Raw genomic sequence first — 12,689 nt, forward strand, 5'->3', positions numbered from 1 at the left:
TTAAGAACTGTACAGCTCTCTTCTTTTCAATTCATCCTTAGCAATCACTAACAATCCTTCCAAAACTAAATTGTTAATTATCTTAGTAGGATACTTAATGAAAGAGCTTAGCAAAAATGCGTTTCCACCACTGATGATGCAGCTTATAGTTGAATGCGTGGGTTGAGTAGATAAAATATCATACATACGATCAATAGCACCTACCAAGCTCTGTATTATGCCACTATGAATCGCATTTTGCGTATTAACGGGAAAATTTTGGTAGACACCCGATTTATTAGGTTTCAATTGAGTACCAGAATAAAGGCTATTAAGCATCAAATCAAAACCAGGTAAAATAACGCCCCCCAGGAATTTTCCGCTATCAGACAGTGTATCGATAGTTAACGCAGTACCAGCGTTAATAACTAAACAGGCCTTGTGTTCTATATTCCAAGCAGCAATTAAAGCTGCCCAACGATCACTACCCAGTTGCTTTGGATCTGAATAGCAATTTAAAACACCACATTGATAGGATTGCGAATGGTGCCATATTGGTTGTATGGACCAGCGTGAAATGGACTTATAAATTTCATTTTTTGTTTCATCTCGTGCCACGTGCGAAATAATAATTAAATTCGGTTCAGATAAAACACTAAATTCTTTTTTTAACTCAAAAATATCATCATACGAAACAGTATTTTGAGATAACCAATTATTTTTATCAAACAATCCCCATTTTACACAGGAGTTGCCAGAATCAATGATTAGTAAAGTGGGATTCATTGGTCGCTTAATTATTTTTTAAGCGCATAGAGATATTACCGGTATTGTAAGACTGTTTGCCATTAGGTGTTATTAAGCAAATAGAACCGTCATCATTTACATCATCTACAACTCCAACAACTGATTTATTATGTGGAAAAAGCAGTGTCACATTTTTTCCTTGATATGCATGATAACTCATCCATTCATTTTTGAAATATGAGAATCCATATTTCTCAAAATCAGATAAAACAATATATAGCTGAACAAGAAGTGCACCAAGTATTTCGTTACGATCATGCACTTTGCCTGTGCATTGAAATAAATCTGTTACTTTTTGTTGGATGTGAGATTTAATCGAGAATGGCAGATGAAAATTTATACCAATTCCAATAACAGCAAATGATGGCCCATGAATCTTTCCACGAAGTTCTACTAATATACCAGCCAATTTACTATTATCATGCAGAATATCATTAGGCCATTTAAGGTAAATATTACTATCTGAAAAGGATCTTAAGACACGTACGAGAACAATACCAATTACTAAGCTCAAACCAGATAAAGAAGAAACACCCTTCTCGAAACGCCATAAAATTGAAAAGGTAAGAGTATTACCTAATGTTCCACCATACCATTTACGATTTTCACGGCCGCGCCCGTTAAATTGGATCTCAGAAGCTGCAACAACTATTAAATTATTATTGTACTCAGATTTATCAAATTTATTCAATAAATAATTATTCGTAGAATCAATTATATTGAATATTTTTATATTAAATATCTTTGAGTAACATGGAATAAACTCAAGAATTTTATTTCTATTTAATAAGTTAATTTTAATTACATCAAAACTATCAAATTTTCTTAAACATGAAATATATAAAAGTATATTTTAGTAGTAATTTAGTGATAAAAATGATAAATACATATTACGAAACAGCAACAGTCTTATTCCTCACTGATTTCATTCTTGTCATCTACTTCGTCAACTGGACGATCAAGTAATTCAACAAGCGCCATTGGAGCGTTGTCACCTTTTCTATATCCAAATTTAAGAATTCTGACATAACCACCAGGTCGAGTAATATAACGTGGTCCAAGTTCATCAAACAATTTTGTTACGATTTCGCGATCGCGAAGTTTATTAAAAGCTGCCCTTCGATTAGATAAAGACGGTTTTTTACCTAATGTAATAACAGGTTCAACATAACTTCTAAGTTCTTTTGCTTTTGGAAGTGTCGTAGTAATTACTTCATGACGTAATAAAGAGTTACTCATATTACGAAACATTGCCAATCTATGACTACTAGTTCTATTTAATTTCCTAAACGCATTATTATGACGCATGATTCTGATCCTTCGATATATTTTCTAAATTAGCAGGCGGCCAATTATCTAACTTCATGCCTAAAGTAAGTTCTCTCGACGCCAATACCTCTTTGATTTCATTGAGAGACTTTCTTCCTAAATTTGGGGTTCTGAGTAACTCAGCTTCTGTACGTTGAATCAAGTCTCCAATGTAATAAATATTTTCGACTTTTAAACAATTAGCAGATCTGACAGTTAGTTCTAAATCATCAACAGGGCGCAGTAAAATTGGATCAATTTGAGGCATCTGAGGCTTTTCTTTTGGAATAGGAGTACTCTCCAAATCAGCAAAAACAGATAGCTGTTGAACTAAAACACGGGCTGCGTATCGTATCGCTTCTTCTGGTTCGACAACTCCATTTGTTTCCAGATCTATAATTAGCTTATCCAAATCCGTACGTTGTTCTACACGAGCACTTTCAACAATGTAACTGACACGTCTAACGGGACTAAAAGAGGCATCCAAAAAAATTGTTCCTATGTCTTTATCAGTATTCTTATTTTTTCTAATTGTCGCCGGAACAAATCCTCTACCTTTCTCAACTCTCAATTCAATGTTAATTTTACTATCTGCAGTCAAATGAGCAATAATGTGTTCTGGATTTATTATTTCAACATCATGACCAGCTTCGATGTCGCCAGCAGTAACAACACCTTTTCCATTTTTCCTCAAATATAAAGTAGCTTCATCATTATTATGAAGTTTCAGGACTATACCTTTAATATTCAATAGAATATCAACAATATCTTCTTGAACTCCATCCAAAGCAGAATATTCATGAACGATTCCTGCAATTTTTACTTCTGTTGGAGCAAAACCTGACATTGAAGATAATAGAATTCTTCGAAGTGCATTACCTAATGTATGGCCATAACCTCTTTCAAAGGGTTCCATCACAACTTTGGCATGCAAAGGAGATATATTCTGAACATCAATAATTCGTGGTGTAAGCAGCTCCGTACCGAGCATAAAAAATCCTTATGTTTAAAAATCTATATGACTATTTTGAATATAATTCAATTATCAATGATTCATTAATAGAAGCAGGTAAATCAGAACGTTCAGGTTTCATTTTATAGACACCTTTCATTTCGCTAACATTTACATCTATCCAGGAAGGAAAATTTCGATTGCTGGCTATCTCAATAGAAGATTTAATACGTAATTGATTTTTCGCATTCTTATCAATTTCGATCGTATCTCCAACATTAACTAAATAAGCAGGTATATTAACTCTATGACCATTAACTAAAATACAGTTGTGTCTAACAATTTGACGTGCTTCCGATCTAGAAGATCCAAATCCCATATGATAAACGACATTATCAAGGCGGCTTTCTAACAATTGTAATAAGTTATCGCCTGTGATACCTCGCTCCTTGTCGGCTGCTTTATAAATATTACGAAATTGCTTTTCTAAAATTCCATAGATTTTTTTCACCTTTTGTTTTTCACGCAGCTGACCACCGTAGTCAGACAATCGACCTTTTTTTTGGCCATGTTGTCCAGGAGGGTAATTCCTACGTTCTATAGCGCATTTGTCAGTAAAACATTTTTCACCTTTTAAGAATAATTTTTCACCTTCTCTTCGGCATTGTTTACATTTTGGTGCAAGATTTCGAGCCAAGATATCTCCTTAAATACGGCGTTTTTTAGGTGGTCGACATCCATTATGGGGTACGGGTGTCACATCTGAAATACTAGTAATTTTAAAACCGGCCGCATTCAAAGCTCTTACTGCAGAGTCACGACCTGGACCTGGGCCTTTTACTTTAACTTCAAGATTTCTAACACCACAGTCAATTGCTATTTTACTTGCTGTTTCAGCAGCAACTTGTGCAGCAAATGGTGTGCTTTTTCTTGATCCTTTAAATCCAGCCCCACCTGAAGTTGCCCATGATAGTGCATTTCCTTGCCTGTCAGTTATAGTAACTATTGTATTATTAAAAGAAGCATGTATATGAGCGATACCTTCAGATACATTTTTCTTGATTTTTTTCTTAACACGTGAATTTGTTTTATTCATTATGGCACCAAAATTACAACTATTTATCTAACATAGTTAACGAGCTCGTATTGCTTTGCGAGGGCCTTTTCTAGTTCTTGCATTTGTTCTTGTGCGTTGTCCACGAACAGGAAGACCACGTCTATGTCGTAATCCACGATAGCATCCTAAATCCATTAATCTTTTAATATTCATCGAAATTTCACGACGAAGATCACCCTCAATTGTCATTCGAGTTACATATTCACGCAATTGATCAATTTGCTCTTCTGTAAGATCTTTTAATTTTTTATCAGTTTCGATACCCACTGCTTGACAAATGTTCTTAGAACTAGATCTACCAATACCATAAATTGCAGTGAGAGCAATGCCAACATGTTGATGATTAGGTATGTTTACGCCAGCAATACGTGCCATTTATATTTTCCTATATAATCTTGCTTTCACTTTCTATGTTTAACCTTGTCTCTGTTTGTGTCTTGGATCTATGCAAATAACTCGGACAACTCTATTACGTCTTATTATTTTGCAATTTCTGCAATATTTTTTAACTGAAGCATTTACTTTCATAAGATTAAATTTGATAATTAAAATTGGTAATAATAATATGTTTATGTAATTTTGATTTTTTACTATTTAGCTCGGAAAGTGATGCGAGCTCTTGTTAAATCATATGGTGTTAAGTCAACTGTAACTTTGTCGCCCGGCAAAATTCTTATATAATGCATACGCATTTTCCCAGAAATATGTCCTAACACTATATGTCCATTTTCTAATTTTACTCGAAATGTTGCATTGGGAAGAGTTTCGAGAATTTCACCTTGCATTTGTATTGTATCTTCTTTTGCCATCAAAAAATGCCAAATATTTATCTTGTAGTTAATTTCGTTTGGTTACTTTTGAAATTAGTTTTCTTAAGCAAGCTATCGTATTGCGACGACATTACATGTGACTGAACTTGTGACATAAAATCCATTGTCACAATTACAATAATTAAAAGAGAGGTACCACCAAAATAAAATGGAACATTCCATTTAAGAATCAAAAATTCAGGTAACAAACAAACTAAAGTAACGTAAATCGAACCCGATAGTGTCAAACGTAACATAATCTTTTCGATATAACGCGTAGTCTGTTCTCCTGGCCTAATACCCGGAACAAAAGCTCCACTTTTCTTAAGATTATCAGCAGTCTCTTTAGGATTAAAAACAAGAGCTGTATAAAAAAAACAGAAGAAAATGATCATCATGGCATATAAAATGACATATATGGGTTGCCCAGGAGATAATGCAGAGCTAATATCCTTCAGCCATGTTACAGATTCATTATTGGCAAACCATCCAGCTAATGTTGCTGGAAATAAAATTATGCTTGAAGCAAAAATCGGTGGAATTACACCAGGCATATTAAGTTTTAAAGGCAAATGGGAACTTTGGCCGCCATAAACTTTTTGTCCAATTTGGCGTTTTGCATAATTAACTAAAATTCTTCTTTGTCCCTTTTCAACAAAAACAACAATTCCAGTGACACAAGCGGCAGCGATAAAAATTCCTAAAGCAACTAAAAAATGCATCGAGCCTGTACTAACTAAATCTAAAGTACCTCCAATAGCACTTGGCAAACCAGCAGCTATACCCGCGAATATTATCAATGATATTCCATTACCAATTCCACGCTCTGTGATCTGTTCACCCAGCCACATTAAAAAAATTGTGCCAGTAACTAATGTAATAACAGTAGTAATCGTAAACATTCCGCCCGGGTTTATTACTAAACCCGCTTGCGACTGTAGCGCAATAGAAATTCCATAACTTTGAACCAATGCTAAAGCAACGGTGCCATATCTTGTATATTGAGTAATTTTTCTTCTGCCACTTTCTCCTTCTTTTTTCAAAGATTCTAGGAAAGGTATTGCAACTGTTCCTAATTGCATAATAATAGACGCAGAAATATAAGGCATGATTCCAAGCGCAAAAATCGAAAATCGTGAAAGGGCGCCCCCCGAAAACATATTAAACATCCCCAAGACACCGCCTTCTTGCGATTCGAATAGATCCTTCAACACAATAGGATCTATACCAGGAACAGGAACATGAGCGCCAATTCTATAGACAATTAACGCTAATAGTAAAAACCATAAGCGCTTTTTTAGATCAGAAAATTTATCTACAACAGAATTCGACATATTATTTGGATTTAAATAATCATTATGAAATTGTACTTCCAGAAGTCAAAAGTATATCTTTAGCTCCTTTACTAATCACAATATTCTTAAAATTAAAGGTTTTTGTACAATTTCCAGATTGAAATATTTTAACTTTATTCGTTTTTTTGGGAACTATATTATTTGCAATCAAAGTTTCAATAGTAATCTCTAATTCGGAAAGTGAATTCAAATCATTCAAACGTATATTAGGATATTCTCGTTTTCTTAAAATCACAAAACCTCTTTTTGGCAAACGACGTTGAATTGGCATTTGCCCACCTTCGAAACCCACCTTATGAAACCCTCCAGACCTTGATTTTTGCCCTTTATGTCCCCTACCACAGGTTTTCCCAAAACCTGAACCAATACCACGTCCAACTCGCACTTTATTTTTTTTCGAACCTTCAGAAGGTTTAATAGAATTCAAATACATAATTTAATCGCATTTAACTAAATAATTAATCTTGTCAATCATTCCACGTATTTCGGGTGTATCCTTAAGTATTGAAGAACTATTTAATTTCCTCAGCCCTAAACCTCGAGCTGTAGCTTTATGCGATTCTTTTGTTCCTATCAAGCTTTTAATAAGTGTAATTTTGATAGTTTTTTCTTTTTGAGAATTAACCATAATTTCAACCTATTATGTCTTTTATTGTCTTATTGCGCTTAGCTGCAATTGTTGCTGGAGTATTCATTTGATCTAAGCCTTTTAGTGTTGCTCTAACTACATTATATGGATTTGTAGAACCAATGCACTTAGCTAAGATATTGGTCATTCCCATGACTTCAAATATAGCTCGCATAGGTCCTCCAGCAATTATACCTGTTCCTTCAGGTGCTGGTTGCATATATACTTTAGCAGCACCATGTGATGCGGTTATAGGATGATATATAGACCCATTTTTCAATTTAACTTTTATCATTTTTCGACGAGCTTCATCCATTGCTTTCTGCACTGCGACTGGCACTTCACGTGATTTACCTTTACCCATGCCAACTCCGCCATCACCGTCTCCGACTACAGTAAGTGCCGCAAATCCTAAAATACGACCACCTTTAACAACTTTTGTAACCCTGTTGATAGCAACCATTTTTTCACGTAAATTATCGCCACCTTCTTCTGCACTTATCGTTTTAGTACTCATATTTTGACCTTGGATATCATTACATTCTGTTAGAATTTCAACCCTTCTTCACGAGCTGCCTCAGCTAAAGCCTTAACTCGACCATGGTATTTATATCCAGATCTGTCAAATGCAATATTTGATATACCAAACTTTATTCCTTTTTCTGCAATTCTTTTTCCAATTATTACAGCCGCCTGAATATTACCACCCACTTTAATTTCCTTCCTTACATCAGGTTCCAAGGTAGATGCACTAACAATAGTTTTATTTTTCTTATCATCAATCAACTGTGCATATATATGCGAGTTACTTCTATGTATAGATAATCTAATGACACCCAATTCGGCTATAGTGGCACGGGTTTTTTTTGATCTTCTAATACGCTTTTCTTTCAAATTCAGCATGTTAATTTCACTTATTTTTTCTTAGTTTCTTTAAGAACAATAATTTCATCTGAATAACGAACACCTTTTCCTTTGTAAGGTTCTGGTTTTCTGTATGCTCTAATATCAGCCGAAACTTGCCCAACCTTTTGTTTATCAATGCCTTTAATTATTATCTCGGTTTGTGTTGGAGTTTCAATTTTAATTCCATCAGGAATTTCAAAGTTTATTGGATGTGAAAACCCAAGTGTGAGACTTAATTTATTAGCAGTTGCTTGCGCTCTGTAACCAACTCCAACTAGTTGCAATTTCTTTTCAAATCCTTTTGAAACTCCATGAACCATATTTGCAATTAATGCCCTGAATGTTCCAGATAACGCATTTGCATGTTGAGAATTAGAATTTGCTTTAATTTTCAGAAAACCATCTATCTGATCCACACTAATCTCACTTGCGATGGGATACTCTAAAGCCCCAAGAGGTCCTTTTATCGTGATATCTTGTCCAGATAAAGAGATTTGAACATTATCAGGAACAGATATTGGATTATTACTTACACGAGACATTTAATAAAATCCTCTAAACTAGAATGCACAAGAGTTCGCCGCCTATACCTAACTCGCGCGCTTTATTTTGCGTCATCACACCTTGCGACGTTGAAACAATTGCAGTGCCAAGGCCATTCATAACATTTGGTAAATCCTTACTAGATTTGTAAATTCTTAAACCAGGTTTACTAATACGTTTAATATTCTCAATTACAGGCTTACCTGCATAATATCTTAGTAAAATTTCTAATGTGCTTTTGCTATTTTCGTTAATAACACTATAAGAATCAATATAACCTTCTTCTTTTAAAACAATAGCAATTGCCACTTTTAAGCGAGAACTTTCCATTTTAGTAAATTGCTTTCTTGCCATCTGAGCATTTCTAATTCTTGTTAGCATATCTGCAATCGGATCGCTCATACTCATATTGATTACACTCTATAATTAATTATTTATACTTTGATTAACTTATTAGACAAAAAATTACCAACTAGCTTTTATGATTCCTGGAATTTTTCCACTCATTGCCATATCTCTCAATTTGTTTCTTCCAAGTCCAAATTTAGAATAAACTCCTCGTGGTCTTCCTGTTAATTCGCATCTATTTCTTAATCTAACAGCGCTTGAATCCCTTGGAAGTTTCTGTAATTGCTGTCTAGCTTTTAACCTATCATCTTCATCCAGTGAATAATTTGAAATTATTTCGCATAAGTTTTTTCTTTTTTCAAAATATTTACTTACTAATTTTTGTCTTTTATTATTTCTATTCACTGTTGATAACTTAGCCATAACTTCCTCAATTCTTGAAGGGAAAACTAAATGCTGCCAACAAAGCTTTCGCTTCTACATCATTTTTTGCAGTTGTTGTAATCGAAATATTCATACCGCGTAACGCGTCTATTTTATCGTAATCAATTTCAGGAAATATAATTTGTTCTTTTATACCTATATTATAATTTCCTCTTCCATCGAATGATTTTCCAGATATTCCTCTGAAATCCCGAATTCTAGGTATTGCTATAGTAATTAGTCTATCAAGAAACTCATACATCCGAACCTTCCTAAGAGTTACCATGCAACCTACTGGATAATCTTTTCTAACTTTAAAAGTTGCAATAGATTTCTTAGCTTTTGTCACAACCGGCTGTTGACCACAAATCTTTTTTATATCAGAAATTGCATTCTCAATCACTTTTTTATCAATTGTCGCTTCGCCCAATCCAATATTAAGTGTAATTTTAGTTATACACGGTACTTCCATTACTGATTTGTATCCAAATTGCTTTTTTAATTCTTTTGCTACTGTATTACGGTAATAATCCTGTAAACGAGCCATATAATTACAATTCCTTTTATACTTCGATCAATTCATTTGTAGTTTTAAAAAAACGTACTTTTTTATCATTAGAATCTACTCTAAACCCTACTCTATCAGCTCTTCTTGATGTGAAGTTATAAATTGCGACATTCGAAATATGAATTGGCATTTCTTTATTAATTATTCCTCCAGTGACTCCGGTTGAAGGATTAGGCTTTTGATGCTTTTTTACCGAATTTATTCCTTGCACCAGCAAACGCTCAGAACCGATCGTACGAAGTACTGTACCTTTTTTTCCCTTATCTTTTCCAGTAATTACAATTACATCATCACCTTTTTTAATTTTTTTCATATCTATTCTCTTCTCGATATTACAGAACTTCTGGAGCAAGCGACACAATCTTCATAAAGCGCGCATTACGCAACTCACGAGTGACTGGACCAAATATCCGTGTTCCAATCGGCTCAAGTTTGTTATTCAAAAGCACGGCGGCATTTTCATCGAATTTTAACAAAGAACCATCTATACGTCTCACACCTTTTGCTGTACGTACTACAATAGCATTATATACTTCGCCTTTTTTCACACGTCCTCTTGGCGCTGCATCTTTGATGCTCACTTTAATTATATCGCCAATACCTGCGTATTTTCTCTTTGATCCACCAAGAACTTTGATACACATCAATGATCTCGCACCTGTGTTATCTGCAACTCGCAATATTGATTGCATTTGTATCATTTAATATTCTCTTTTTAAAAACTCATATTGAATATTTATTTAGATTTATTTCGATCAAATAAATATTTATTTTAATAAGTATCCCGACGAATCAAAAAGGCGGCATTATACAATAAAACACTCTTTTTTGATATAATTTATAGAAAATTACGCACTTCAAGTAGCAAAGAAACTATTTATCTCTCGGATACATTATTAACGTGTTTTACTACTTTCCAATTCTTGGTTTTTGATAATGGACGACATTCTTCTATTAAAACAATATCACCTATAGATAAATGTTCATTCTCAACATGAGCATGATATTTTTTTGATCTAATTACAAATTTTCCATAAAGTGGGTGTTTTATTCTGCGTTCAACCAATACTGTTACTGTTTTATCCATTTTATTACTTGTGATACGACCAGTCAGTGTACGTTTCAATTTTTCGCTATTCATAATTAACTTGCTTTCTGAGTCATAATTGTTTTAACTCTTGCGATATCTTTTCTAACCATTTTCATTCGACTTGTGTCTGAAAGTTGTTGTGTAGCTAATTGCATTCTTAAGCTAAATTGCACTCTTAATAAGGAAATGAGTTCTTTATTGAGTTCAGATAATGATTTTTCTTTCAATTCACTAACTTTCATTGTTATCCGCCAAATTGCCTAATAGTAAATACTGTTTTAATTGGTAATTTTGCTGCAGCTAGTCTAAACGCTTCTTTAGCTAGTTCTTCACTAACTCCATCCATTTCATAAAGAACCTTCCCAGGCTGAATTTCAGCAACATAATACTCTGGACTTCCTTTACCATTTCCCATCCGTACTTCAGCTGGTTTATGTGAAATTGGTTTATCAGGAAAAATCCGTATCCAGATACGGCCACCCCTTTTGATATGTCTTGTCATAGCTCTTCGAGCAGCTTCTATTTGACGTGCTGTTAATCGGCCTCTATCAACTGCTTTTAGACCAAATTCACCAAAGCTAACTTTTGAGCCTCGTGTTGCGATGCCGGTATTTCTTCCTTTTTGCTGCTTTCTATATTTAGTACGCGCTGGTTGAAGCATTTCTTTCCCCAGAATTTATTTTTATCAGATATCAAAGAATCTAGTAATTGTAATTAAATGTTTAAATCATTCAATGCTTTTATCTATTTTAGAATCGGATTCTTTAATAAACGATGGAGAGGATTTTTTACTAATTTTCTTTTTCTCACTATCAGAAACATTACCTGAGACATTTAAGCTATTTGCGTCACTTTTTCCAAGTATCTCGCCTTTAAAAACCCACACTTTAATCCCGATAATGCCATAAGTAGTTTTAGCTTCTGAAGTTGCATAGTCGAGATCTGCTCTTAAAGTATGAAGAGGAACTCGGCCTTCTCTATACCATTCCGTTCGGGCAATTTCTATCCCGTTCAATCTACCCGAACTCATTATTTTTATACCTTGAGCTCCCAATCTCATAGCATTCTGCATTGCCCGTTTCATTGCTCTACGAAACATAATTCTTTTTTCTAATTGTTGAGCGATATTATCGGCAATTAGTTGCGCATCCAGTTCTGGTTTTCTTATTTCTTCGATATTAACATGGACGGGAACCCCCATTCTTTTTTGGAGCTCAGTGCGCAATACCTCTATATCTTCTCCCTTTTTGCCAATGACCACACCTGGACGAGAACTGTAAATAGTAATCCTTGCATTTTTTGATGGTCTTTCTATCAAAACTCTACCAACCGAGGCATTTTTAAGCTTTTCATTAAGAAAAGTCCGTACTTTTATATCCTCATTCAGCATAGTTGCAAAGTTATTGCTATTTGCATACCACTTTGACAACCAATTTCTTTGAACTGAAAGACGAAACCCGATTGGATGTATTTTTTGACCCATATCAATTAGTGCCTTTGATTTTATTTAATTTGACTACCATTATCGCTTACTGTTAACGAGATATGACATGTAGGCTTAACAATTCTGTTGCCACGACCTTTAGCACGTGCACTTGTTCGTTTCATCAGTACTCCTCTATCAATATATATAGATGAGACTTTCAATTCATCAATGTCAGCGCCATCATTATGTTCTGCATTTGCAATGGCTGATTCCAATATTTTTCGAATTATTTCTGCGCCTTTTTTAGGGCTGAAAATCAAAATATTCAGTGCTTTATCAACTGTCAGACCTCTTATTTGATCTGCCACAAGACGTCCTTTTTGTGCTGATAACCTAACCCCGCGTAATTTAGCAGTAGTTTCCATATTAA

Annotated in this window: 25 protein-coding genes; all 25 read right to left on the minus strand. The window is 34.3% G+C overall.

The window, feature by feature from the left end; genetic code table 11:
• The 25 genes from R2103_RS09860 to rplV all read right to left on the minus strand — a co-directional run bounded on the left by R2103_RS09860 (window position 1) and on the right by rplV (window position 12,684).
• The gene (locus R2103_RS09860; protein WP_317531248.1) at window positions 1-765 is read right to left on the minus strand and encodes a type III pantothenate kinase; all 765 of its coding nucleotides are present in this window, start codon (window positions 763-765) and stop codon (window positions 1-3) included.
• A 7-nt stretch (window positions 766-772) separates the two neighbouring features.
• Window positions 773-1,636 (minus strand): biotin--[acetyl-CoA-carboxylase] ligase, encoded by an 864-nt coding sequence (locus R2103_RS09865; RefSeq protein WP_317532085.1) that lies wholly within the window; start codon window positions 1,634-1,636, stop codon window positions 773-775.
• A 59-nt stretch (window positions 1,637-1,695) separates the two neighbouring features.
• The gene (gene rplQ / locus R2103_RS09870) at window positions 1,696-2,094 is read right to left on the minus strand and encodes a 50S ribosomal protein L17 (RefSeq protein WP_317531249.1); all 399 of its coding nucleotides are present in this window, start codon (window positions 2,092-2,094) and stop codon (window positions 1,696-1,698) included.
• Window positions 2,084-3,085, minus strand: coding sequence for a DNA-directed RNA polymerase subunit alpha (locus R2103_RS09875; RefSeq protein WP_317531250.1), 1,002 nt, complete (start codon window positions 3,083-3,085; stop codon window positions 2,084-2,086). Before R2103_RS09875 ends, rplQ begins: the two co-directional genes overlap by 11 nt.
• 31 nt (window positions 3,086-3,116) lie before the next feature.
• Window positions 3,117-3,743, minus strand: a complete 627-nt coding sequence (rpsD, locus tag R2103_RS09880; RefSeq protein WP_317531251.1) for a 30S ribosomal protein S4 — start codon at window positions 3,741-3,743, stop codon at window positions 3,117-3,119.
• Between the two features lie 9 nt (window positions 3,744-3,752).
• Entirely contained in the window at window positions 3,753-4,142 is a 390-nt protein-coding gene (rpsK, locus tag R2103_RS09885; RefSeq protein ID WP_317531252.1) for a 30S ribosomal protein S11, read from the minus strand.
• Window positions 4,143-4,178: 36 nt separating this feature from the next.
• Complete coding sequence (gene rpsM / locus R2103_RS09890) at window positions 4,179-4,538, minus strand: 30S ribosomal protein S13 (protein ID WP_317531253.1); 360 nt, start codon at window positions 4,536-4,538, stop codon at window positions 4,179-4,181.
• Window positions 4,539-4,577: 39 nt separating this feature from the next.
• The gene (gene rpmJ / locus R2103_RS09895) at window positions 4,578-4,691 is read right to left on the minus strand and encodes a 50S ribosomal protein L36 (protein ID WP_090319434.1); all 114 of its coding nucleotides are present in this window, start codon (window positions 4,689-4,691) and stop codon (window positions 4,578-4,580) included.
• 62 nt (window positions 4,692-4,753) lie between these two features.
• Window positions 4,754-4,972: a translation initiation factor IF-1 gene (infA, locus tag R2103_RS09900; protein WP_013966779.1), complete on the minus strand. Its 219-nt coding sequence runs from the start codon at window positions 4,970-4,972 to the stop codon at window positions 4,754-4,756.
• Between the two features lie 17 nt (window positions 4,973-4,989).
• Window positions 4,990-6,306 (minus strand): preprotein translocase subunit SecY, encoded by a 1,317-nt coding sequence (gene secY / locus R2103_RS09905; protein ID WP_317531254.1) that lies wholly within the window; start codon window positions 6,304-6,306, stop codon window positions 4,990-4,992.
• A gap of 22 nt (window positions 6,307-6,328) precedes the next feature.
• A complete protein-coding gene (rplO, locus tag R2103_RS09910) occupies window positions 6,329-6,760 on the minus strand; it encodes a 50S ribosomal protein L15 (protein WP_317531255.1) in 432 nt (143 codons plus the stop codon).
• Window positions 6,761-6,763: 3 nt separating this feature from the next.
• Window positions 6,764-6,955 (minus strand): 50S ribosomal protein L30, encoded by a 192-nt coding sequence (rpmD, locus tag R2103_RS09915; RefSeq protein ID WP_317531256.1) that lies wholly within the window; start codon window positions 6,953-6,955, stop codon window positions 6,764-6,766.
• A gap of 4 nt (window positions 6,956-6,959) precedes the next feature.
• Window positions 6,960-7,472: a 30S ribosomal protein S5 gene (rpsE, locus tag R2103_RS09920; RefSeq protein ID WP_317531257.1), complete on the minus strand. Its 513-nt coding sequence runs from the start codon at window positions 7,470-7,472 to the stop codon at window positions 6,960-6,962.
• Between the two features lie 29 nt (window positions 7,473-7,501).
• A complete protein-coding gene (rplR, locus tag R2103_RS09925; protein ID WP_317531258.1) occupies window positions 7,502-7,858 on the minus strand; it encodes a 50S ribosomal protein L18 in 357 nt (118 codons plus the stop codon).
• 11 nt (window positions 7,859-7,869) lie between these two features.
• Window positions 7,870-8,403 (minus strand): 50S ribosomal protein L6, encoded by a 534-nt coding sequence (rplF, locus tag R2103_RS09930; protein ID WP_317531259.1) that lies wholly within the window; start codon window positions 8,401-8,403, stop codon window positions 7,870-7,872.
• Window positions 8,404-8,416: 13 nt separating this feature from the next.
• The gene (gene rpsH / locus R2103_RS09935) at window positions 8,417-8,812 is read right to left on the minus strand and encodes a 30S ribosomal protein S8 (RefSeq protein ID WP_317531260.1); all 396 of its coding nucleotides are present in this window, start codon (window positions 8,810-8,812) and stop codon (window positions 8,417-8,419) included.
• Window positions 8,813-8,869: 57 nt separating this feature from the next.
• Window positions 8,870-9,175 carry a 30S ribosomal protein S14 gene (gene rpsN, locus R2103_RS09940; RefSeq protein ID WP_317531261.1) on the minus strand — a complete coding sequence of 102 codons (306 nt, stop codon included), beginning with the start codon at window positions 9,173-9,175 and terminating at the stop codon, window positions 8,870-8,872.
• A gap of 7 nt (window positions 9,176-9,182) precedes the next feature.
• Window positions 9,183-9,722, minus strand: coding sequence for a 50S ribosomal protein L5 (gene rplE / locus R2103_RS09945; RefSeq protein WP_317531262.1), 540 nt, complete (start codon window positions 9,720-9,722; stop codon window positions 9,183-9,185).
• Window positions 9,723-9,738: 16 nt separating this feature from the next.
• Window positions 9,739-10,056 carry a 50S ribosomal protein L24 gene (rplX, locus tag R2103_RS09950; protein WP_317531263.1) on the minus strand — a complete coding sequence of 106 codons (318 nt, stop codon included), beginning with the start codon at window positions 10,054-10,056 and terminating at the stop codon, window positions 9,739-9,741.
• Window positions 10,057-10,075: 19 nt separating this feature from the next.
• Window positions 10,076-10,444: a 50S ribosomal protein L14 gene (rplN, locus tag R2103_RS09955; protein WP_317531264.1), complete on the minus strand. Its 369-nt coding sequence runs from the start codon at window positions 10,442-10,444 to the stop codon at window positions 10,076-10,078.
• Between the two features lie 176 nt (window positions 10,445-10,620).
• Window positions 10,621-10,884 (minus strand): 30S ribosomal protein S17, encoded by a 264-nt coding sequence (rpsQ, locus tag R2103_RS09960; protein ID WP_317531265.1) that lies wholly within the window; start codon window positions 10,882-10,884, stop codon window positions 10,621-10,623.
• 2 nt (window positions 10,885-10,886) lie between these two features.
• A complete protein-coding gene (gene rpmC / locus R2103_RS09965) occupies window positions 10,887-11,075 on the minus strand; it encodes a 50S ribosomal protein L29 (RefSeq protein ID WP_317531266.1) in 189 nt (62 codons plus the stop codon).
• Window positions 11,076-11,077: 2 nt separating this feature from the next.
• Entirely contained in the window at window positions 11,078-11,494 is a 417-nt protein-coding gene (gene rplP, locus R2103_RS09970) for a 50S ribosomal protein L16 (protein ID WP_090319395.1), read from the minus strand.
• Between the two features lie 66 nt (window positions 11,495-11,560).
• Window positions 11,561-12,316, minus strand: a complete 756-nt coding sequence (gene rpsC / locus R2103_RS09975) for a 30S ribosomal protein S3 (protein WP_317531267.1) — start codon at window positions 12,314-12,316, stop codon at window positions 11,561-11,563.
• 20 nt (window positions 12,317-12,336) lie between these two features.
• Window positions 12,337-12,684, minus strand: a complete 348-nt coding sequence (gene rplV, locus R2103_RS09980) for a 50S ribosomal protein L22 (RefSeq protein WP_317531268.1) — start codon at window positions 12,682-12,684, stop codon at window positions 12,337-12,339.
• Window positions 12,685-12,689: the final 5 nt, after the last annotated feature.

It is taken from the genome of Nitrosomonas sp. Is24, from assembly GCF_033063335.1.
Classification (GTDB): domain Bacteria; phylum Pseudomonadota; class Gammaproteobacteria; order Burkholderiales; family Nitrosomonadaceae; genus Nitrosomonas.

Excerpts from the sequence above, each read along its gene's own strand:
- rplE (WP_317531262.1), bottom strand. The coding sequence starts at position 9,722 with ATGGCTCGTTTACAGGATTATTACCGTAATACAGTAGCAAAAGAATTA.
- rpsE (WP_317531257.1), bottom strand. The coding sequence starts at position 7,472 with ATGAGTACTAAAACGATAAGTGCAGAAGAAGGTGGCGATAATTTACGT.
- rplV (WP_317531268.1), bottom strand. The coding sequence starts at position 12,684 with ATGGAAACTACTGCTAAATTACGCGGGGTTAGGTTATCAGCACAAAAA.
- rpmC (WP_317531266.1), bottom strand. The coding sequence starts at position 11,075 with ATGAAAGTTAGTGAATTGAAAGAAAAATCATTATCTGAACTCAATAAA.
- rpmJ (WP_090319434.1), bottom strand. The coding sequence starts at position 4,691 with ATGAAAGTAAATGCTTCAGTTAAAAAATATTGCAGAAATTGCAAAATA.
- rpsK (WP_317531252.1), bottom strand. The coding sequence starts at position 4,142 with ATGAATAAAACAAATTCACGTGTTAAGAAAAAAATCAAGAAAAATGTA.
- rplR (WP_317531258.1), bottom strand. The coding sequence starts at position 7,858 with ATGCTGAATTTGAAAGAAAAGCGTATTAGAAGATCAAAAAAAACCCGT.
- R2103_RS09860 (WP_317531248.1), bottom strand. The coding sequence starts at position 765 with ATGAATCCCACTTTACTAATCATTGATTCTGGCAACTCCTGTGTAAAA.
- secY (WP_317531254.1), bottom strand. The coding sequence starts at position 6,306 with ATGTCGAATTCTGTTGTAGATAAATTTTCTGATCTAAAAAAGCGCTTA.
- rplX (WP_317531263.1), bottom strand. The coding sequence starts at position 10,056 with ATGAAAAAAATTAAAAAAGGTGATGATGTAATTGTAATTACTGGAAAA.
- infA (WP_013966779.1), bottom strand. The coding sequence starts at position 4,972 with ATGGCAAAAGAAGATACAATACAAATGCAAGGTGAAATTCTCGAAACT.
- R2103_RS09875 (WP_317531250.1), bottom strand. The coding sequence starts at position 3,085 with ATGCTCGGTACGGAGCTGCTTACACCACGAATTATTGATGTTCAGAAT.
- rplO (WP_317531255.1), bottom strand. The coding sequence starts at position 6,760 with ATGTATTTGAATTCTATTAAACCTTCTGAAGGTTCGAAAAAAAATAAA.
- rpsM (WP_317531253.1), bottom strand. The coding sequence starts at position 4,538 with ATGGCACGTATTGCTGGCGTAAACATACCTAATCATCAACATGTTGGC.
- rplP (WP_090319395.1), bottom strand. The coding sequence starts at position 11,494 with ATGCTTCAACCAGCGCGTACTAAATATAGAAAGCAGCAAAAAGGAAGA.
- rpsQ (WP_317531265.1), bottom strand. The coding sequence starts at position 10,884 with ATGAATAGCGAAAAATTGAAACGTACACTGACTGGTCGTATCACAAGT.
- rplF (WP_317531259.1), bottom strand. The coding sequence starts at position 8,403 with ATGTCTCGTGTAAGTAATAATCCAATATCTGTTCCTGATAATGTTCAA.
- rplN (WP_317531264.1), bottom strand. The coding sequence starts at position 10,444 with ATGATACAAATGCAATCAATATTGCGAGTTGCAGATAACACAGGTGCG.
- rpsH (WP_317531260.1), bottom strand. The coding sequence starts at position 8,812 with ATGAGTATGAGCGATCCGATTGCAGATATGCTAACAAGAATTAGAAAT.
- rpsN (WP_317531261.1), bottom strand. The coding sequence starts at position 9,175 with ATGGCTAAGTTATCAACAGTGAATAGAAATAATAAAAGACAAAAATTA.
- rpmD (WP_317531256.1), bottom strand. The coding sequence starts at position 6,955 with ATGGTTAATTCTCAAAAAGAAAAAACTATCAAAATTACACTTATTAAA.
- rplQ (WP_317531249.1), bottom strand. The coding sequence starts at position 2,094 with ATGCGTCATAATAATGCGTTTAGGAAATTAAATAGAACTAGTAGTCAT.
- rpsC (WP_317531267.1), bottom strand. The coding sequence starts at position 12,316 with ATGGGTCAAAAAATACATCCAATCGGGTTTCGTCTTTCAGTTCAAAGA.